Genomic DNA, 19,784 nt, shown 5'->3' with positions numbered 1-19,784 from the left:
ATTGCCAGTTAGGGCAACTAGGCCAGGCCCTTTCACCCCATCGCCTCTCCCACCCTCTGCATAGCCGCAGGATTAGGCAATGGCGTCTTTCAGCGCGCTACAGATTGCCTGCTGTTGCTCAACGAGAAGATAAGGGTGCATCGGTAAGCTCATGACGCGCTGTGCGACGCTATCTCCAACAGGCAGCTTGGCAAGGTCGTCACGAACGGCAGGCTGCTTGTTCAACGGGATTGGATAGTGCACGGCGGTAGGTACGCCTGCCTGCGAGAGTTGCGCCTGCACTTTTTCGCGATCGTCCACCTGCACCGTGTATTGGGCCCAGGCGCTGGTATTGCCTGCAGCCACAAAGGGTGCAGCAATGCCGTTCGCACCGAGCAACTGGGCATAACGCTCGGCAACATTGTCACGCTGCGCAAGTTCAGCCTCGAAGATCTCAAGCTTGGGCAGCAGAATCGCGGCCTGCAGGGTGTCCAGACGGCTGTTCACACCCACGCGGATGTGATGGTAACGACGGTCCTGGCCGTGACGGGCGATCTGGCGCAGCACTTTGGCGAACTCGTCGTCATTGGTGAAGATCGCACCGCCGTCGCCATAGCAACCCAGCGGCTTGCTAGGGAAGAAGCTGGTGCAGGCGATGGTAGTCAGGTTGCAGGAGCGTTTGCCGTTGTAGGTTGCGCCGAAGCTCTGCGCAGCATCTTCGATGACCGGGATACCGTGCTTGGCGGCAATCGCGTTGATCGCGTCATAGTCGGCGCACTGGCCATACAACGAGACCGGAATGATGGCCTTGGTGCGCGGGGTAATGGCCGCTTCCAGCTTCACCGGATCCAGGTTGTAGGTACGCGGGTCGACGTCGACGTAGACAGGCTTGGCCCCCAGCAGCGCCACGGTCTCGGCCGTCGCGATGTAGGTAAAGCCCGGCGTTATCACTTCGTCACCAGGGCCGATGCCCAGGGCCATCTGGGCGATCTGCAAGGCATCGGTACCGTTTGCACAGGTGATGCAATACTTGGCGCCGACAAAAGCTGCCAGACGCTCTTCAAGCTCGGCAACTTCCGGGCCGAGGATGTACTGCCCGTGGGCCAGGACACGCTGGATGCCAGCGTCGATCTTGTCCTTAAGGTTGGCCTGCTGGATCTTGAGGTCGATGAACTCGATCATTTGGCGCTTTCCTTTGCCAGGGTCTTGCCACTCAGGCGGTAACGGGCACCACTGTGCTCACAGACCGCCTCAGCTTCGCCCTCAAGGGGCAGGTCAAGCTGTTCGCCGAACTCGCTCATCCAGCCGATCTGCCTTGCCGGAACGCCCACCATAAGGGCATAGGCCGGCACGTTCTTGTTGATCACCGCGCCGGCACCGACAAAGGCGTACGCACCGATGGTCACACCGCACACGATGGTGCAGTTGGCGCCCAAGGTGGCGCCTTTACGGACCAGGGTGTCACGGTACTCGCTCTTGCGTTCGATCAGCGACCGCGGGTTGTAGACATTGGTGAACACCATGCTGGGACCACAGAACACGCCCTCTTCAAGGGTGACGTTGTCGTATACCGACACGTTGTTCTGGATCTTGCAGTTGTCGCCAATGACCACCTTGTTGCCCACGAACACGTTCTGCCCGAGGGAAACCCCCTTGCCGACCCGTGCGCCACCGCAAACGTGGACGAAGTGCCACACCCGCGAACCTTCGCCAATCTGTGCGCCGTCATCGACGATCGCCGAAGCATGCACCTGATAATTCATGTCAGCCTCAACGACGCAGGGTTACGAGGAATGGGTGGCCTTCGTCGTTTTCCGGCTCGACGACTTTTGCCGAACGGATGGTGTTCACAGTTTCTACGCAGTGGCGCGCATCTTCGATGCCATAGCCACGACCGGCCAGGATTTCCTGGTAGCTGGTGGTATGCAGGTCAGTGAAACCTTCGGAGAACTCCATCTCGGCACCGTCGACAGTAATCGAACGGTAGGTCGGCTTCTTGCCCTTGACCGACTCGGGCAGGTCGTTGGCGTCGATGGATAGGAACCAGCGCACGCGCGCCTTCTCGTACTCCAAGTAACCCGCAGCCTTGTAGTCGTTGGCGAAATGCACGACGTTGCGCTGCAGCTTGCCGAAGATGAAGTGCAGCATGTCGTAGAAGTGCACGCCGATGTTAGTGGCGACACCGTAAGACTTGCGTGGATCGCCCTTCCAGCTCTCCATGTACCACTTGCCGCGGGAGGTAATGTAGGTGAGCTCGACATCATACTTGCCATCGCGGTTTTCACCGGCGACCTTTTCCTTCAAGTCCAGGATTGCCTTGTGATGGCGCAATTGCAGGATGTTATAGACGCGCTTGCCGGTCTCTTTCTCGACCAGGGCCAGTTCGTCCAGCACTTCCGGCGTCGGCACCAGCGGCTTTTCGCAGATCACGTCGCAACCCAGGCGCAGGCCGGCAGCGATGTGGGCGTGGTGCAGGTAGTTCGGCGAGCAGACCGCAACATAGTCCAGGGCGGTTACCGGATCGCGCTTGAGGCGGTTGGCGTGCTCGGCAAAGCGCTCGAACTCGGTGAAAAACTCGCTCTGCGGCGACAGGCTGTCGATGATCCCGACCGAATCATTGATGTCGTAGGCCAGGGACAGTTCATTGCCGGTGTCTTTGATGGCACGCATGTGCCGTGGGGCGATATAGCCGGCAGCACCGATAAGGGCAAAACGTTTCAAGAAGGACACTCCCGCAATCAGGCTTTGATGATATGGGCTTCTGGCGCGCGGTACTTACCGCGGCTATCGACGACCAGCTTGGCATGCTGGCGGATCAGCTCGTAGTCGAACTTGTCGTGGTCGGTGGCCAGCACCACGGCATCGAAGCGGGCGAGGTTTTCCGCAGTCAGTGCTTCGCTGGAGAGTTCGAAGTGGTGCTCGCGCATCTTCGGGAACACCGGTACGTGCGGGTCGCTGTAGGCGACGACGCAACCTTTCGCTTCGAGCAGCTCCATGATCTCGACCGACGGCGACTCGCGCATGTCGTCGACGTTCTTCTTGTAGGCGATGCCCAGCACCAGCACTTTGCTACCTTTCAGCGCCTTGGCGCTGTTGTTCAGACCATCCATCAGCTTGTTGACCACGAACTCGGGCATGGCCTGGTTGACTTCACCGGACAGCTCGATGAAGCGGGTGTGCAGGCCATACTCGCGGGCCTTCCAGGTCAGGTAGAACGGGTCGATCGGGATGCAGTGGCCGCCCAGGCCCGGGCCCGGGTAGTACGGGGTGAAGCCGAACGGCTTGGTTGCCGCAGCATCGACCACTTCGAAGATGTCGATACCCATGCGGTCGGCGACGATCTTCATCTCGTTGACCAGGCCGATGTTCACCGCGCGATGGATGTTCTCCAGCAGCTTGGTCATTTCCGCTGCCTTGGTGGAGCTAACCGAGACAACGCGATCGATTGCCTGCTCGTAGAGTGCAACGCCCACATCCAGGCACGCTGGGGTGTGCCCACCGATGACTTTGGGAATAGTACGAGTTTCAAAGTTTGGATTGCCCGGATCTTCGCGCTCCGGCGAATAGACCAGAAAAATATTCTCACCTACTTTGAGCCCGGCTTCCTCAACGCGCGGAAGAAGCTCCTCTTCCGTGGTACCCGGGTAGGTAGTGCTCTCCAAAGACACAACCTGCCCTTCACGCAAGTAAGGTTTGATCGCATCCGTGGTATTGATCACGAAGCTCATGTCCGGCTCGCGATACTTGTTCAATGGCGTAGGCACGCACAGGATCAAGGCATCGCATTCGCTCGCGCGCTGAAAATCGCTGGTCGCTTCGAAACCGCCTTCGCGGGCGTCACGAATTTTTTCTGCAGGGATGTGTTCAATATAACTTTCCCCACCATTGAGCCGGGTGACCTTTGCCTCATCAATATCAATACCGAGCACACGATAGCCGATAGCGTTGTAACGCAACATCAAAGGTAGACCGACATAGCCTAGCCCGACGATCCCGATCAGAGCTTCTCTGCTTTTAAATTTGGCTATGCTAGCCCGTTTGATGTCCGACATCTGGCAAAACTCCCCATCTATAAAACTAAAACAGTTAAAGCACCAACGAACCGGGATTGACCAACCCGCTGTCGATGTTGCCATAAAGCGGCTTTGCATTGCCTTTAGCAGCAAATGCGCTCGTCACCCTAGCCTCATGGCGCGTCACAAATACCTCCGACTATCATTTTCGTGCTCGGGCAACAAAAAGCTCGCAAACCAGGCCCACGTCTTGCGCCCGACAAAGGAATACTGTAGGAGTCGTCTTGGTTTGGATCATCAGGCAGGAAAATTCCTACAACCCTGCAACCCAAAATCGACGTATTATGCCTATTATCCTTCTGAATGGCTTCAGAAAATTGGCAAACCGACCAATAGACATAATACGTCGCGGCAGGAGCAACAATCGGACAGATAGGACGAACCGCAACAACGCATGCCAAGCCAAGCTTGACCTAGGGAGCAGGCCATACAACTCAAACCAGAGCTTTCACTCCCCTGCCCCAGGAGAGAAAGTGCGAGATTAGAGGGTGCGAGTGACCCAAGCCGATAACACCAAGTACTCCTCACCGCTGAGGAGCATACTCATCTATACAACTCAACTATCAGTTGGCATACCAGAAATCCGTACATCTACCTTATGCTCCATCTGATCATAATGGATGAACAAAGCAGCAGCCAACGCCCTTTTCGCCCTCCACTCTCCATGCACCAAAACAATCTGCGCAGGCCACTGCTGCATCCCCGTTACGAAATCCACCAAGCCTTTCTGATCCGCATGGGCCGAGTAGCCACCCAGCGTTGCCACTTTGGCCTTGATCTCGTACATCTCGGCATCCAGGTCAATCATGACAAAGCCTTCGGCGCCCTCGCTTGCCTGTATCACTGCACCCGGCGTGCCTCTTGCCTGGTAGCCAACGAACAACACTTGGTGCCGCGGGTCGCCAAGCATAGCCTTGAGGTAGTTGACGATTCGCCCACCTGAACACATGCCGTTGCCTGCAATGACAATAGCAGGCCTGCCGGTGCTCGCTAGGTAGTTGACGGCTTTCTGGTGCTGCACGTGGCTATCAATGGTGATCAACTGCCTGAAGCGCAGCGGTTTTCGCCCCTCGCTCAAACGCTGCCGGGCTTCGTCATTCCAGAAGTCGCTAAGCTCACGGTAGGCTTGGGTGAAACGGCTGGCCAATGGCGAATCAAGAATGATGGGCAGTTGCGGCCAGTCGATGGGCAACCCTTGCCGAGGCTCCTGTTCGCCTTGGCAAGGCTCGGCAGACAGCAGCGCCTTGCGGTGGAGGATGTCTTCGATTTCGTAGAGCAGCTCTTGGGTGCGACCGGCACTGAATGCCGGAATCAGGATGGTGCCATGGTCAGCCAACGCCTGATCGATCGCTTGTTCGAGGCGTTGCTGGCGATGGGTACGGTCTTCATGCAGGCGGTCGCCGTAGGTGCTTTCCAGCACCAGGATGTCGGCTCGCTCCGGCGATTTGGGTGGCTGCAACAATGGCGTAAGGGTCGCCCCGAGGTCTCCAGAAAAAACTATGCGTTTGTTGGTAGCGGTTTTCAGGTAGTGGATATCACATTCAATGTACGCCGAACCCAATACATGGCCCGCACGCTGAAGGCGGACATTGCAGATCAGGTCCGGGGTATTGATGAGTTCATGCCACTGATCGTAGGGCACAGCGATGATGGCTTGCTCTACACGCTTGAGGTAGCGATCTACTGTGTTCTGGTCACGGGTGACGCTGAGTTTGAAGGCATCTTCCAACACTAGCGGCAATAGCCTGGCAGAGGGCTGACTGCAGATAATAGGGCCGTTGAAACCAGCAGCCAGCAGGCTGGGAATGCGCCCGACATGATCAATGTGAATATGAGTGATCAGCAGGGCCTTGATGCCCTCTATCGGGAAGTCGACTGCAAGGTTGGCCGCTGGGCTCGACTCGTCACCCTGAAACAGACCGCAATCGACCAGCAGGCTTTGAGCGCCATCAAGATCGAGCTGGTGACAGGAGCCGGTTACGCCTTGGGTGGCGCCGTGGTGGGTAATAGCGGGAAAATCCATACGAGCCCGTTCCATGCGTTTTTGAGTAGCACTATTACTCCACAGATGCGCGTGGTTACGGTGTCGGAATCGGATGCTATGAACGTAGGAAACGTCCTATTTCTGAGTGCTGTTCAATATTCTGCAGTTTAGTGCGAGGCTTGCCTCAGGTATTCGTGCGGCGAACACGGCTTTTGGTGCGCAGGGCGATGTACATGCCCAACAACGGGCCTACGGCGAGACCAGTCAACAGCGCAGCCAGAACGATCACAGCAACAGGCAACGCCGGAGCAGACCAACCAAACAGCACAAGTGCCACGGCCTGTTGGTTTTCCAGCACAAACAGCAGCACAACCGCTGCCACCGCCAGAACGAACACTACCAGCAGTAGCCGTTTAAGGTTGCGCATGTTTATCTCCTTTTCCTGACAGGATCACGCCTCTTCCTCGTCTTCATTGACCCGATCCCGTAACTCTTTACCGGGTTTGAAATGCGGCACGAACTTGCCATCAAGGCTGACAGACTGACCGGTCTTGGGATTTCGGCCTACGCGGGGCGCACGGTAGTGCAGTGAGAAGCTGCCAAAACCGCGAATTTCAATACGATCACCCGTCGCAAGGCACTGGGACATTTGCTCAAGCATGGTCTTGATGGCCAGCTCCACATCTTTGGACGAGAGCAGCCCCTGATGGGTGACAATACGTTCGATCAACTCGGACTTCGTCATATTTTTCCCTTCTTTATCAAGCAGCTAGATCATTGCTTCTTCTGTTTGTAGCATGCTGGGAGGGATTTGAACAGGGTAGATCTTGACTTAATCAAAAATTCAAAATCGCACCATAGTGGGGATGCCCAAGGAACGCGGGCTGGCAGGACTTTGATGGTATCGGTGGGGAGTCTGCGAGGTCGTGGTGCCTGTATCGCGGGCAAGCCCGACTCCCACAGTCTGTACTGGTCAGAGTCAGAAGCGAGGCTTTAGTCCCACCCACCCCTTCAAGTCTAAACATACAAGCAGGCTTGCCTGCGATGGTATCGGCGGGGTGTCTGCGAGTTCGCGGTGCCTGCATCGCGGGCAAGCCAGACTCCCGCAGTTGTTGGCGTTTGCGATGGTGTCGGTAGGGTGCCCTCGAGAGGCCGCGTGTTTTGCAGGCACAAAAAAGGGCGACCGAAGTCGCCCTTTTTCTTAACCAGTCAGAACTTAGTTCTGCTTGGCCATTGCCTCGCGCAGCAGGGCAGCCATGGTGGTGTCACCAGTGACTTCTGGAGCGGTTTTCAGGCTCTGGATCGCTTCGCGCTCTTCTGCATCGTCTTTCGACTTGATGGACAGGTTGATTACGCGGCTCTTACGGTCGACGCTGATGATCTTAGCTTCGATCTCTTCGCCTTCTTTCAGGACGTTACGCGCGTCTTCAACGCGGTCACGGCTGATTTCGGAGGCTTTCAGAGTAGCTTCGATGTCATCAGCCAGGGTAACTACAGCGCCCTTGGCGTCAACTTCTTTCACGATACCTTTGACGATAGCGCCCTTGTCGTTGACAGCAACGTAGTTGGAGAACGGATCGTCTTCCAGCTGCTTGATGCCCAAGGAGATGCGCTCGCGCTCTGGGTCAACCGACAGGATGACGGTTTCCAGCTCGTCGCCCTTCTTGAAGCGACGTACGGCTTCTTCGCCGACTTCGTTCCAGGAGATGTCCGACAGGTGAACCAGACCGTCGATGCCGCCGTCCAGACCAATGAAGATACCGAAATCGGTGATCGACTTGATGGTGCCGGAGATCTTGTCGCCCTTGTTGAACTGGCCAGAGAAGTCTTCCCATGGGTTGGACTTGCACTGTTTGATGCCCAGGGAGATACGACGACGCTCTTCGTCGATGTCCAGAACCATAACTTCCACTTCGTCGCCCACTTGAACGACTTTCGATGGGTGGATGTTCTTGTTGGTCCAGTCCATTTCGGAAACGTGTACCAGGCCTTCCACGCCTTCTTCCAGCTCTGCGAAGCAGCCGTAGTCGGTCAGGTTGGTAACGCGCGCCATGACGCGAGTGCTCTCTGGGTAACGTGCCTTGATAGCAACCCATGGGTCTTCGCCCAGTTGCTTCAGGCCCAGGGAAACGCGGTTACGCTCGCGATCGTACTTCAGAACCTTGACATCGATCTCGTCGCCAACGTTGACGATTTCCGATGGATGCTTGATACGCTTCCAAGCCATGTCGGTGATGTGCAGCAGGCCATCGACGCCGCCCAGATCAACGAATGCACCGTAGTCTGTGAGGTTCTTGACGATACCTTTGACTTGTTGGCCTTCCTGCAGCGATTCCAGCAGAGCTTCGCGCTCGGCGCTGTTTTCGGCTTCCAGGACGCTGCGACGGGAAACGACAACGTTGTTGCGCTTCTGGTCCAGCTTGATGACCTTGAATTCCAGCTCTTTGCCTTCCAGGTGGGTGGTGTCGCGCACTGGGCGGACATCAACCAGGGAACCTGGCAGGAAGGCGCGGATGCCGTTGACGTCAACAGTGAAGCCGCCTTTGACTTTACCGTTGATAACGCCCTTGACCACTTCTTCGGCGGCGAAAGCTGCTTCCAGAACAATCCAGCACTCGGCGCGCTTGGCTTTTTCACGGGACAGTTTGGTTTCGCCAAAGCCGTCTTCGACCGCGTCCAGCGCAACGTGAACTTCGTCACCGACCTTGATGGTCAGCTCGCCAGCTTCGTTGTAGAACTGCTCGAGCGGGATGACGCCCTCGGATTTCAGACCGGCGTGGACAGTAACCCAGTCACCGTCGATATCAACAACGATACCGGTGATGATCGCACCTGGTTGAAGGTTGAGGGTTTTCAGGCTTTCTTCAAAGAGTTCTGCAAAGCTTTCGCTCATTTTAATTCCTGTAGATTAGGGCGAAACAGACGCCCAGCAACCACACTCCAGACAATGTGGGTTTCGTTCATAGTAAGGGCAGCCTGCAGGACGTTGACTGGTGGACCTGCAAACCTCCCTGATCACCCGGCGATGTCGCGCAGTGCGACTTCACTCATGATGCGTTCCAACACCTGCTCGATGGACAATTCCGTGGAATCCAGCTGAATTGCGTCGGGCGCCGGCTTGAGCGGGGCCACTGCGCGCTGGGTGTCGCGTTCATCACGCGCACGTATCTCATCTAGCAGACTCGACAGACTAACATCATCGCCCTTGGCCTTCAACTGCAAGTAGCGTCGACGTGCGCGCTCCTCTGCACTGGCCGTCAGGAAAATCTTCAACGGGGCATCGGGAAACACCACGGTGCCCATGTCGCGACCGTCAGCAACCAGGCCCGGCGACTCCTGGAATGCACGCTGGCGCTGCAACAACGCATCACGCACAGCCGGCAACGAAGCCACCATGGAGGCGCCCGCCCCCACAGTTTCGTTGCGAATGACATCGCTGACGTCATCGCCTTCCAGAATAATACGCTGAGGCTGACCATCGCTGGCAGGGATGAACTGCACATCCAGATGAGCGGCCAACGTCTTGAGCAGCTCTTCGTTGGTCAGGTCGACGCCGTGATTGCCAGCGGCAAACGCCAGCAGACGGTACAGCGCGCCCGAGTCGAGCAGGTTCCAGCCCAGGCGCTTGGAAAGCAGCCCGGCGATGGTGCCCTTGCCAGAGCCGCTAGGCCCGTCGATGGCGATGACTGGTGCTTGCTGGTTCACGACTTGCCCTCTTCAGCAACACGGATGCCGACTTCGGCACACAGCGCCAGGAAGTTCGGGAACGACGTGGCGACGTTGGCACAATCATGGATGCGAATCGGTGCACTTGCACGCAGCGAGGCAACACTGAAGGCCATGGCAATACGGTGGTCACCGTGCCCATGAACTTCGCCGCCACCGATAGGGCCACCCTCAATGATGATGCCATCCGGGGTCGGCTCACATTTAACGCCCAGGGTCAGCAGGCCATCGGCCATGACCTGGATGCGGTCGGACTCCTTGACCCGCAGCTCTTCGGCGCCACGCAGCACGGTGCGGCCTTCGGCACAGGCAGCGGCCACGAACAGCACTGGGAATTCGTCGATGGCCAGCGGTACCAGCGCCTCGGGAATTTCAATGCCCTTGAGCTTAGCGCCGCGCACGCGCAGGTCAGCCACAGGCTCGCCACCCACTTCGCGCTGGTTTTCGAGGGTGATGTCACCCCCCATCAGACGCAGGATGTCGATAACACCGGTACGGGTCGGGTTGATGCCGACGTGCTCGAGCAGCAATTCAGAGCCTTCAGCGATCGATGCAGCCACCAGGAAGAACGCCGCCGAGGAAATGTCGGCAGGCACTTCGATCGAAGTGGCCGTCAGCTTGTGACCGGACTCCAGCGATGCGGTTGCACCTTCAACCGTCACCGGGTAGCCGAAACCACGCAGCATGCGCTCGGTATGGTCGCGGGTCGGTGCAGGCTCGGTAACCGTGGTCTTGCCTTCGGCATACAGCCCCGCCAGCAACAGGCAGGATTTAACCTGGGCACTGGCCATTGGCAGGGTGTAGTTCAAGGCCTTGAGGGGGTGACCGCCACGGATGGTCATCGGTGGACGACCTTCGGCAGCCGTTTCAATGACCGCCCCCATCTCGCGCAGCGGGTTGGCCACACGGTTCATCGGGCGCTTGGACAGCGAAGCATCGCCAGTCAGCACGGTATCGAAGCTCTGCGCGGCCAGCAGGCCGGACAGCAGGCGCATCGAGGTACCGGAGTTACCCAGGTAGATCGGACCCGGTGGCGGCTTCAGACCATTGAGGCCGACGCCATGAATGGTCACACGGCCATGATGCGGGCCTTCGATCACCACACCCATGTCGCGGAAGGCCTGCAGGGTAGCCAGCGCATCTTCGCCTTCAAGGAAACCTTCCACCTCGGTGGTGCCTTCGGCCAGCGAGCCGAGCATGATCGAGCGGTGGGAAATCGATTTGTCGCCTGGTACACGAATACGGCCGGACAGGCGACCACCAGGATTTGCCAGGAAAATCAGATCGTTGGAGTTCATAGCGTCCACATAGGCCCGACGGGCCAGGATTTTACTGAAATGCTCGCGAGCTACCCGAGCGCGGGTGAAAACACCCAGCAGCTGGTGCCCGTCCCCTGCATCGACCGCATCGCGCAAGGCGTCGAGGTCGCTGCGAAATGTATCCAGTGTGCGCAGAACAGCTTCGCGGTTGGCGAGAAAAATGTCGTGCCACATGACCGGGTCGCTTCCGGCGATTCTCGTGAAATCGCGAAAGCCGCCCGCAGCGTAACGGAAGATATCCAGGTTTTCGTTGCGTTTTGCCAACGAGTCGACCAACCCAAAGGCCAACAGGTGCGGCAAATGGCTGGTTGCCGCCAACACCTCGTCGTGGCGCTCGACCTGCATGTGCTCGACATCGGCACCCAGCGCACGCCAGAGGCTATCAACACGCGCAAGTGCGGCGGGATCGGTCTCGGCAAGCGGGGTCAGAATGACTTTGTGCCGACGGAACAACTCGGCATTGGAGGCTTCCACACCGCTTTGCTCGGAGCCGGCAATCGGATGCCCCGGGACGAAATTCGGCAGGCGCGAGCCAAAGGCCTCGCGCGCTGCGCGCACGACATTGCCCTTGGCGCTACCGACATCCGTCAGTACCGCCTGCCCCAGTTCGAGCTGTGCGAGTTTGGCCAGGAGCTTTTCCATGGCCAGAATCGGCACTGCCAATTGAATGACATCAGCACCGACACAGGCCTTTGCCAGGTCGTCTTCGCAGCGATCGACGACACCGAGTTCAACCGCCAGCTTGCGCGACTGCGGATCGAGATCAACCCCGACCACTTCGCGGCACAAGCCGCTTTCGCGCAAGCCCTTGGCAAAGGAGCCACCGATCAGGCCCAGGCCGACGACGACCAGACGATCAATAACGGGTTCAGCCTTCTCTACTGTCACGTCAACCACGAACCAGCACCCTGTTCAAAACATCACGCATGGCCATACCTCAGAGCACTGCTTTCGGATAGGAACCCAGTACTTTCAGGGCTACCGCCTCCTGGCTGATCTTCTCCAGCACGGCCTTGATCAGCGGATCGCGGTGATGCCCGACGAAGTCGATGAAGAAGACGTAGGTCCATTTGCCGCTGCGCGACGGACGGGTTTCGATGCGGGTCAGGTCGATACCGTTCTCGTGGAACGGCACCAGCAGCTCATGCAGCGCACCCGGCTTGTTGCTCATCGAGACGATGATCGAGGTCTTGTCGTCGCCAGTCGGCGGGACTTCCTGGTTACCAATCATCAAGAAGCGCGTGGAGTTATCCGGGCGGTCTTCGATTTTCTCGGCCAGGCGCGTCAGGCCATACAACCCTGCCGCCATGTCACCGGCAATCGCCGCGGAGTTCCACTCACCCTTGACCCGCTTGGCCGCCTCGGCGTTGCTCGACACGGCCACGCGCTCGACGTTCGGGTAATGCGCATCGAGCCACTTGCGGCACTGGGCCAGCGACTGCGCATGGGAGTAGATACGGCTGATGCTGTCGGTCTTGGTGTTCTCGCCCACCAGCAGGTGGTGGTGAATACGCAGCTCGACTTCGCCACAGATCACCATGTCGTGCTCAAGGAAGCTGTCCAGGGTGTGGTTGACCGCACCCTCGGTGGAGTTCTCCACCGGCACGACGCCGAAGTTCACGGCGCCGGCTGCGACTTCACGGAACACTTCGTCGATTGCTGCCATTGGCTTGCTGATGACAGCATGGCCAAAGTGCTTCAACGCTGCCGCCTGGGTGAAGGTGCCCTCCGGGCCGAGGTAAGCCACTTTCAGTGGCTGTTCCAGGGCCAGGCAGGAGGACATGATTTCGCGGAACAACCGCGCCATTTCCTCGTTGCCCAGCGGCCCCGGGTTGCGCTCCATGACCCGCTTGAGCACTTGTGCTTCACGCTCAGGGCGGTAGAACACCGGGGTTTCGCCTTCGCTCAGGGACGCCATCTTGACCCGTGCAACTTCCTGGGCGCAACGCGCGCGGTCGCTGATCAGCTCGAGGATTTTCTCGTCGAGGCTGTCAATGCGCACGCGCAGCGCCTTGAGCTCCTGTTCGGACATCAGGCGTGTTCCTTCTCGAATTCAGCCATGTAGGCCACCAGAGCCTCGACCGCTTCAAGGCCCAGCGCGTTGTAGATCGAGGCACGCATGCCGCCCACAGAGCGATGGCCCTTGAGGTTGAGCAGGCCACGGGCATCGGCACCGGCCAGGAAGGCTTTGTCCAGACGCTCGTCCGCCAGGCGGAACGGTACGTTCATCCAGGAACGGGCATTGGTGGCAATCGGGTTGGTGTAGAACTCGCTGCTGTCAATGAAGCCGTACAGGCGGTCTTTCTTCGCCCGGTTACGACGCTCCATGGCCTCGACACCACCCTGCTCCTTGAGCCACTCGAAGACCAGCCCGGAGAGGTACCAGGAGTAGGTCGCCGGGGTGTTGTACATCGAACCGTTGTCGGCTGCGACCTTGTAGTCAAGCATCGTCGGGCAGCTGCTGCGGGCACGGCCCAACAGGTCTTCACGGACGATGACCACCACCAGACCGCTCGGGCCGATGTTTTTCTGCGCACCGGCATAGATCAAGCCGAACTGCGAGACGTCGATTGGACGCGAAAGGATATCCGAGGACATATCAACGACCAACGGCACATCACCGGCTTGCGGTACCCAGTCGAACTGCAGGCCACCGATGGTTTCGTTGGAGGCATAGTGCAGGTAAGCGGCGTCCTTGGTCAGGTTCCACTCGTTCTGCCCTGGAATGGCCAGGTAATCATAGGGCTTGGCGCTGGCGGCAACATTGACGTGACCGAAGCGGCGCGCTTCTTCAATGGCCTTCTTCGACCAGATGCCGGTTTCCACGTAGTCCGCCGTGCCACCCTCAGGCAGCAGGTTCAGTGGAATCTCAGCGAACTGCTGACTGGCACCGCCCTGCAGGAACAGGACCTTGTAGTTGGAAGGAACAGAGAGCAGATCACGCAGATCCTGCTCGGCTTTCTCGGCGATGGCCACGTAGTCGTCGCTACGGTGGCTCATTTCCATGACCGACAGGCCTTTGCCGTGCCAATCCAGCATCTCGGCCTGGGCACGCTGCAGCACAGCATCAGGAAGCGCAGCAGGGCCTGCGCAGAAGTTAAAGGCTCGTTTGCTCACATCCACTCTCGCTCTGCTCTTGATGTCTGCGGGATTCGCTGCGAGGCCGATTGCCAGCCGCGCAGGCCCTCCCACATAAAATCCGCGTTTACACTATTCCTGCGGCGCTTCTTCTGTATCCGCATCTGCGCCAGCATCAACGTCTGCATCGACATCGATATCAACGACGGCGTCGGCCTCACCCTCGTAACCTTCTTCGTCACCCTCCTCTTCGGAAGGCTCCTGTACGCGCTCAAGGCCCACCAGGGTCTCGTCGCTCGCCAGCTTGATCAAGGTTACGCCCTGGGTATTACGACCCAGGCTGGAGACTTCGCTGACCCGGGTGCGAACCAGGGTGCCCTGGTCGGAGATCAGCATGATCTCTTCACCATCCTGCACCTGAACTGCACCGACCAGACGGCCGTTACGCTCGTTGCTGACCATGGCGATTACACCTTGGCCACCGCGCTTGTACTCTGGAAACTCGGTGATCGCCGTACGCTTGCCGTAGCCACGCTCGGACGCGGTGAGGATCTGGCTGCCCTCCTCCGGAATGATCATCGAGATCAGTTTCTGACCTTCAGCCAGGCGCATGCCGCGCACTCCGCGCGCGGTACGGCCCATGGCACGTACGTCGGACTCTTTGAAGCGTGTCACCTTGCCCGCGTCGGAGAACAGCATGACCTCACGCTCGCCATCGGTAATGGAAGCGGAAATCAGGATATCGCCCTCGTCCAGTTCCAGCGCGATCAGGCCAACGCTACGCTGACGACTGAACTGCTCCAGCGGGGTCTTCTTCACGGTACCGTTGGCGGTTGCCATGAAGATGAAGTGGCCTTCGGTGTACTCCTCGACCGGCAGCATGGTGGTGATGTGCTCACCCTCATCCAGCGGCAGCAGGTTGACCAGCGGACGACCGCGGGCGGCACGCGAGGCCTCAGGGATTTCGTAGGTTTTCAGCCAGTACACCTTGCCCTTGCTGGAGAACAGCAGCAGCGTGGTGTGGCTGTTGGCAACCAGCAGGTGCGAAATGTAGTCCTCGTCCTTGACGCCAGTCGCCGATTTGCCTTTACCACCGCGACGCTGAGCCTGGTAGGCCGCCAGCGGCTGGGTCTTGGCGTAGCCGCCGTGGGAGATGGTCACGACCCGGTCTTCTTCCGGAATCATGTCACCCAGGGTCAGGTCGAGGCGCGCGTCGAGAATCTCGGTGCGGCGCACGTCGCCGTATTCGGCACGGATCAGTTCCAGCTCTTCGCGGATCACTTCCATCAAGCGCTCAGCGCTATTGAGGATGCGGATCAGTTCGCCGATCTGATTGAGGATCTCCTGGTACTCGGCCAGCAGCTTCTCGTGCTCCAGGCCTGTCAGGCGGTGCAGACGCAGGTCAAGGATAGCCTGGGCCTGTTCCGGCGACAGGAAGTACTTGCCGTCGCGCAGGCCGTATTGCTCGTCGAGGTTTTCCGGACGGCAGGAATCGGCGCCGGCGCGCTCGACCATGACCTGCACGGCACTGGACTCCCAAGGGGTGCTGATCAGCGCTTCCTTGGCCTCGGACGGGGTTGGCGATGCCTTGATCAAGGCGATTACCGGGTCGATGTTGGACAGGGCAACGGCCTGACCTTCAAGGATATGACCACGTTCACGGGCCTTGCGAAGCTCAAAGACGGTACGGCGGGTAACCACTTCGCGGCGGTGACGAACGAACGCCTCGAGCAGCTCCTTGAGGTTGAGAACCTTTGGCTGGCCGTCGATCAGGGCAACAACGTTGATCCCGAACACGCTTTGCAGCTGGGTCTGGGCATAGAGGTTGTTGAGAATGACCTCAGGCACCTCGCCACGACGCAGCTCGATCACGATGCGCATACCGTCCTTGTCGGACTCGTCGCGCAGCTCGGTGATACCTTCGAGTTTCTTTTCCTTGACCAGCTCGGCGATCTTTTCGATCAGCCGCGCCTTGTTCAACTGGTACGGCAGCTCGGTGATCACGATCTGCTGACGGCCACCGACCTTGTCGATGTCTTCGACGGTAGAACGGGCACGCATGTAAATGCGGCCACGACCTGTGCGGTAGGCCTCGATGATGCCGGCACGGCCGTTGATGATTGCGGCAGTCGGGAAGTCCGGGCCCGGGATGAACTGCATCAGCTCATCGACCGTGATGTCCGCGTTATCGATCAGCGCCAGGCAACCGTCGATGACTTCGCTCAGGTTATGTGGCGGAATGTTGGTCGCCATGCCCACGGCGATACCACTGGAACCGTTGACCAGCAGGTTCGGGATGCGGGTCGGCATGACCGCCGGGATCTGCTCGGTGCCGTCGTAGTTGGGCACCCAGTCGACGGTTTCCTTGTGCAGGTCGGCCAACAGCTCGTGGGCCAGCTTGGTCATGCGCACTTCGGTGTAACGCATCGCGGCCGCGTTATCGCCGTCGACCGAACCGAAGTTACCCTGGCCATCGACCAGCAGGTAGCGCAGGGAGAAAGGCTGAGCCATACGTACGATGGTGTCGTAGACCGCCGTGTCACCGTGAGGGTGATACTTACCGATTACGTCACCGACCACACGGGCAGATTTCTTGTACGGTTTGTTCCAGTCGTTACCCAGCTCGCTCATCGCAAACAGAACACGACGATGCACGGGCTTCAAGCCATCACGCGCATCGGGCAGTGCTCGCCCGACAATGACGCTCATCGCGTAGTCGAGGTAGGACTGTCTCAGTTCGTCTTCGATATTGACCGGGAGGATTTCTTTGGCCAGTTCGCCCATGAGAAGCCTGATTCCTTTTTCTGGTGAAACTCCGCCACATCCATGATCGGACGAACGAAGCTCGCCGCCGCAAAGCTGCTGCCCTGCAACGACTTACGACAAATCAACGAGTTAAGCCATGGATCTGCGCAGTAAAGACAGCCAAATTGGGCAGTCTTGGAAACCGTCGGATGTTACCACAGTCGCCGAGGGCTTGGGAGTACGGCAAAGCGCCGCTGGTGCAGGCACCCTAGCACCCGCGGCGATGAAGGCCTTCAGGAGCCACTCAGTCAATGCAGGCGCTTGCGACACATCAACTGGGTCATCTTCGCGGTATCCGGGCGCTCGACGACACCTTTCTCGGTAACGATGGCGTCGATCAGGTCCGCCGGGGTCACGTCAAACACCGGGTTGAAGGCATCGACATCGGCACCGACGCGCTGCCCGCCAACCTCCAGCAACTCACTGCCGGCACGCTCTTCAATCGGAATGTCGTCACCGCTGGCCAGGCTCATGTCGATGGTCGAGCTTGGCGCTACCACCATGAAGCGCACGCCATGGTGCATGGCGTTCACGGCCAGCTGGTAAGTACCGATCTTGTTGGCCACGTCACCATTGGCGGTAATGCGATCTGCTCCGACGATGACCCAGGTAATACCCTTGGTCTTCATCAGGTGAGCGGCCGCCGAATCGGCATTCAGGGTCACCGGGATACCTTCGTTGGCCAACTCCCAGGCAGTCAGCCGCGAGCCTTGCAGCCAGGGCCGGGTTTCATCGGCATAGACCCGTTCGATCATGCCTTCCAGCCAGGCACCGCGAATCACGCCCAGGGCGGTACCAAAACCACCTGTCGCCAGCGCGCCGGTGTTGCAGTGGGTCAGTACCGCCTGCTCGCTGCCCTGATGCTTGCGGATCAGCTCGACCCCCAACTGAGCCATGGTCAGGTTGGCCTCGCGGTCACTCTCATGAATAGAGATGGCCTCGGCTTCCATGACTGCCAACGGATCGTCAGTGCTCTTGAGCCGCTCCAGGCGCTCACGCATGCGGTTCAGCGCCCAGAACAGGTTGACGGCGGTCGGCCGTGACTCAGCCAGCACGGTGAAATCTTCTTCCAGCGCGGCTTTCCAGTCGCCACCCGCAGCCAGGCGCTGGCGCACCGCCAGGACAATGCCGTACGCCGCACTGATACCGATTGCGGGCGCGCCGCGCACGACCATTGAACGAATCGCTTCGGCCACGCCACGCGCATCGGCATACGCCAGCCAGACTTCCTCAGCCGGCAGAATGCGCTGGTCAAGCAGGTACAAGGCACCGTCTCGCCAATCGATGGCCTTTACCTTCTCTGCAGCCAATAGTCGATCGCGCATGACTCACCCCACCCTTCGGACATCAAAAGCGAATGATTATAACGATCCCCAGGCGCGGGCGCTCGGGTATACTTCGCCCTTACTCCTTTAGTCCTTGGAATTCCTGCCATGCCCAAGCTTTCCGCCCCCCTCGACCTGCTGCTCCTGCCAACCTGGCTGGTGCCCGTCGAACCGGCCGGGGTGGTATTCAAGGACTACGGCCTGGGTATCCGGGATGGCAAGGTCGCATTCATTGGCCCGCGCGACGAAGCGCTGCGCCACGACGCCGGAGAAATCCGCGAGTTGCCGGACTGCCTGCTCAGCCCCGGCCTGATCAACGCGCACGGCCACGCCGCGATGTCCCTGTTCCGCGGCCTGGCCGACGACCTGCCATTGATGACCTGGCTCGAAGAACACATCTGGCCGGCCGAGGGTCGCTGGGTCGATGAGGACTTCGTTCGTGACGGCACTGACCTTGCCATCGCCGAGCAGATCAAGGGGGGGATTACCTGTTTCTCGGACATGTATTTTTTCCCGAAGATCGCCAGCGAGCGTGTACACGAGAGTGGTATTCGCGCCCAGATCGCCATTCCCCTGCTGGACTTCCCGATCCCCGGCGCACGCAATACTGATGAAGCGCTGCACCTGGGGGTCGAGCTGTTTGGCGACCTGCGCCACCATCCACGCATTACCGTGGCCCTCGGCCCGCATGCCCCCTATACGGTGAACGACGAGAACCTCGAGAAGATCCGGGTGATCGCCGAGGAACTGGACGCGCCGATTCACATGCACATCCAGGAAACCGCTTTCGAGGTCCAGCAGTCGCTTGAGCAGCATGGCGAGCGCCCCCTGGCACGCCTGGCACGCCTCGGCCTGCTGGGTCCACGCCTGCAGGCGGTGCACATGACCCAGGTCAGCGACGAAGACCTGGCACTGCTGGTAGAAAGCAACACCAGTGTTGTGCACTGCCCGGAATCGAACCTGAAGCTCGCCAGTGGTTTCTGCCCGGTCGAACGCTTGTGGCAAGCAGGTGTCAACGTTGCCGTGGGCACCGATGGCGCGGCCAGCAACAACGACCTCGATCTGCTCGGCGAAACCCGCACTGCCGCCTTGCTGGCCAAGGCTGTCGCGGGTTCGGCCACTGCGCTGGACGCTCACCGCGCCTTGCGCATGGCGACCCTCAATGGCGCACGCGCCCTGGGCCTTGAAGCCATTACCGGCTCCCTTGAACTGGGCAAGGCCGCCGACCTGACCGTCTTCGACCTTTCGGGCCTGGCTCAGCAGCCAGTCTACGATCCGGTTTCGCAACTGATCTACGCCTGCGGCCGCGACTGTGTGAAGCACGTCTGGGTCAACGGCAAGCAACTGCTGGACGAGCGGCGCCTGACGCGCCTGGACGAACAGGCCCTGAATGCCACTGCGCGCGCCTGGGGCCAGCGCATCGGCGGCCATCACGAATAACCCGTCTGCAGCCACGCTGCCGACCCGTAACGCATTATTGAAGCTTCAGAGGACT

At 59.2% G+C, this 19,784-nt stretch carries 15 protein-coding genes; 1 reads left to right on the top strand and 14 read right to left on the bottom strand.

Translation table 11 applies throughout. The features are described 5' to 3' along the window. Nucleotides 1–72 precede the first annotated feature (72 nt). The 14 genes from IE038_RS14075 to mtnA all read right to left on the bottom strand — a co-directional run bounded on the left by IE038_RS14075 (nucleotide 73) and on the right by mtnA (nucleotide 18,289). Nucleotides 73–1,161, bottom strand: coding sequence for a DegT/DnrJ/EryC1/StrS family aminotransferase (locus IE038_RS14075; protein ID WP_189395804.1), 1,089 nt, complete (start codon nucleotides 1,159–1,161; stop codon nucleotides 73–75). Then, nucleotides 1,158–1,742: a UDP-2-acetamido-3-amino-2,3-dideoxy-D-glucuronate N-acetyltransferase gene (gene wbpD / locus IE038_RS14070; protein WP_163933195.1), complete on the bottom strand. Its 585-nt coding sequence runs from the start codon at nucleotides 1,740–1,742 to the stop codon at nucleotides 1,158–1,160. The genes IE038_RS14075 and wbpD overlap by 4 nt, the downstream gene beginning before the upstream one ends. A 7-nt stretch (nucleotides 1,743–1,749) precedes the next feature. After that, on the bottom strand, nucleotides 1,750–2,700 hold the full coding sequence (gene wbpB, locus IE038_RS14065; RefSeq protein WP_163933192.1) for a UDP-N-acetyl-2-amino-2-deoxy-D-glucuronate oxidase: 951 nt from the start codon (nucleotides 2,698–2,700) through the stop codon (nucleotides 1,750–1,752). 17 nt (nucleotides 2,701–2,717) lie between these two features. Continuing rightward, on the bottom strand, nucleotides 2,718–4,031 hold the full coding sequence (gene wbpA, locus IE038_RS14060) for a UDP-N-acetyl-D-glucosamine 6-dehydrogenase (protein WP_163933227.1): 1,314 nt from the start codon (nucleotides 4,029–4,031) through the stop codon (nucleotides 2,718–2,720). A gap of 577 nt (nucleotides 4,032–4,608) precedes the next feature. Beyond that, nucleotides 4,609–6,075 (bottom strand): MBL fold metallo-hydrolase RNA specificity domain-containing protein, encoded by a 1,467-nt coding sequence (locus IE038_RS14055; protein WP_163933189.1) that lies wholly within the window; start codon nucleotides 6,073–6,075, stop codon nucleotides 4,609–4,611. Nucleotides 6,076–6,220: 145 nt separating this feature from the next. Next, nucleotides 6,221–6,463: a LapA family protein gene (locus tag IE038_RS14050; RefSeq protein ID WP_163933186.1), complete on the bottom strand. Its 243-nt coding sequence runs from the start codon at nucleotides 6,461–6,463 to the stop codon at nucleotides 6,221–6,223. Between the two features lie 24 nt (nucleotides 6,464–6,487). Then, on the bottom strand, nucleotides 6,488–6,781 hold the full coding sequence (gene ihfB, locus IE038_RS14045) for an integration host factor subunit beta (protein WP_065762000.1): 294 nt from the start codon (nucleotides 6,779–6,781) through the stop codon (nucleotides 6,488–6,490). 471 nt (nucleotides 6,782–7,252) lie between these two features. Next, nucleotides 7,253–8,929 carry a 30S ribosomal protein S1 gene (rpsA, locus tag IE038_RS14040; protein WP_065760855.1) on the bottom strand — a complete coding sequence of 559 codons (1,677 nt, stop codon included), beginning with the start codon at nucleotides 8,927–8,929 and terminating at the stop codon, nucleotides 7,253–7,255. A gap of 122 nt (nucleotides 8,930–9,051) precedes the next feature. Next, a complete protein-coding gene (gene cmk, locus IE038_RS14035) occupies nucleotides 9,052–9,741 on the bottom strand; it encodes a (d)CMP kinase (RefSeq protein WP_163933183.1) in 690 nt (229 codons plus the stop codon). After that, nucleotides 9,738–11,978: a bifunctional prephenate dehydrogenase/3-phosphoshikimate 1-carboxyvinyltransferase gene (locus tag IE038_RS14030; RefSeq protein ID WP_163933180.1), complete on the bottom strand. Its 2,241-nt coding sequence runs from the start codon at nucleotides 11,976–11,978 to the stop codon at nucleotides 9,738–9,740. The genes cmk and IE038_RS14030 overlap by 4 nt, the downstream gene beginning before the upstream one ends. 40 nt (nucleotides 11,979–12,018) lie before the next feature. After that, a complete protein-coding gene (gene pheA, locus IE038_RS14025) occupies nucleotides 12,019–13,113 on the bottom strand; it encodes a prephenate dehydratase (RefSeq protein ID WP_065760853.1) in 1,095 nt (364 codons plus the stop codon). Next, nucleotides 13,113–14,198 carry a 3-phosphoserine/phosphohydroxythreonine transaminase gene (gene serC, locus IE038_RS14020; protein WP_163933177.1) on the bottom strand — a complete coding sequence of 362 codons (1,086 nt, stop codon included), beginning with the start codon at nucleotides 14,196–14,198 and terminating at the stop codon, nucleotides 13,113–13,115. Before serC ends, pheA begins: the two co-directional genes overlap by 1 nt. Before the next feature lie 93 nt (nucleotides 14,199–14,291). Beyond that, nucleotides 14,292–16,943, bottom strand: a complete 2,652-nt coding sequence (gene gyrA / locus IE038_RS14015; RefSeq protein WP_163933174.1) for a DNA gyrase subunit A — start codon at nucleotides 16,941–16,943, stop codon at nucleotides 14,292–14,294. Nucleotides 16,944–17,212: 269 nt separating this feature from the next. Beyond that, on the bottom strand, nucleotides 17,213–18,289 hold the full coding sequence (gene mtnA / locus IE038_RS14010) for an S-methyl-5-thioribose-1-phosphate isomerase (RefSeq protein WP_163933171.1): 1,077 nt from the start codon (nucleotides 18,287–18,289) through the stop codon (nucleotides 17,213–17,215). 108 nt (nucleotides 18,290–18,397) lie between these two features. On the opposite strand from mtnA, the gene IE038_RS14005 reads away from it, so the two are divergent. Further along, complete coding sequence (locus tag IE038_RS14005; RefSeq protein ID WP_189395803.1) at nucleotides 18,398–19,729, top strand: TRZ/ATZ family hydrolase; 1,332 nt, start codon at nucleotides 18,398–18,400, stop codon at nucleotides 19,727–19,729. Nucleotides 19,730–19,784: the final 55 nt, after the last annotated feature.

Source organism: Pseudomonas laurentiana (assembly GCF_014648275.1).
GTDB lineage: Bacteria > Pseudomonadota > Gammaproteobacteria > Pseudomonadales > Pseudomonadaceae > Aquipseudomonas > Aquipseudomonas laurentiana.
This window is presented reverse-complemented; position numbering and strand designations above follow the sequence as displayed.

Bases quoted from the DNA above. Each gene is read 5' to 3' on its own strand.
- IE038_RS14055 (WP_163933189.1), bottom strand. From the start codon at position 6,075: ATGGATTTTCCCGCTATTACCCACCACGGCGCCACCCAAGGCGTAACC.
- rpsA (WP_065760855.1), bottom strand. From the start codon at position 8,929: ATGAGCGAAAGCTTTGCAGAACTCTTTGAAGAAAGCCTGAAAACCCTC.
- wbpA (WP_163933227.1), bottom strand. From the start codon at position 4,031: ATGTCGGACATCAAACGGGCTAGCATAGCCAAATTTAAAAGCAGAGAA.
- pheA (WP_065760853.1), bottom strand. From the start codon at position 13,113: ATGTCCGAACAGGAGCTCAAGGCGCTGCGCGTGCGCATTGACAGCCTC.
- ihfB (WP_065762000.1), bottom strand. From the start codon at position 6,781: ATGACGAAGTCCGAGTTGATCGAACGTATTGTCACCCATCAGGGGCTG.
- gyrA (WP_163933174.1), bottom strand. From the start codon at position 16,943: ATGGGCGAACTGGCCAAAGAAATCCTCCCGGTCAATATCGAAGACGAA.
- IE038_RS14050 (WP_163933186.1), bottom strand. From the start codon at position 6,463: ATGCGCAACCTTAAACGGCTACTGCTGGTAGTGTTCGTTCTGGCGGTG.
- mtnA (WP_163933171.1), bottom strand. From the start codon at position 18,289: ATGCGCGATCGACTATTGGCTGCAGAGAAGGTAAAGGCCATCGATTGG.
- wbpD (WP_163933195.1), bottom strand. From the start codon at position 1,742: ATGAATTATCAGGTGCATGCTTCGGCGATCGTCGATGACGGCGCACAG.
- IE038_RS14005 (WP_189395803.1), top strand. From the start codon at position 18,398: ATGCCCAAGCTTTCCGCCCCCCTCGACCTGCTGCTCCTGCCAACCTGG.
- IE038_RS14075 (WP_189395804.1), bottom strand. From the start codon at position 1,161: ATGATCGAGTTCATCGACCTCAAGATCCAGCAGGCCAACCTTAAGGAC.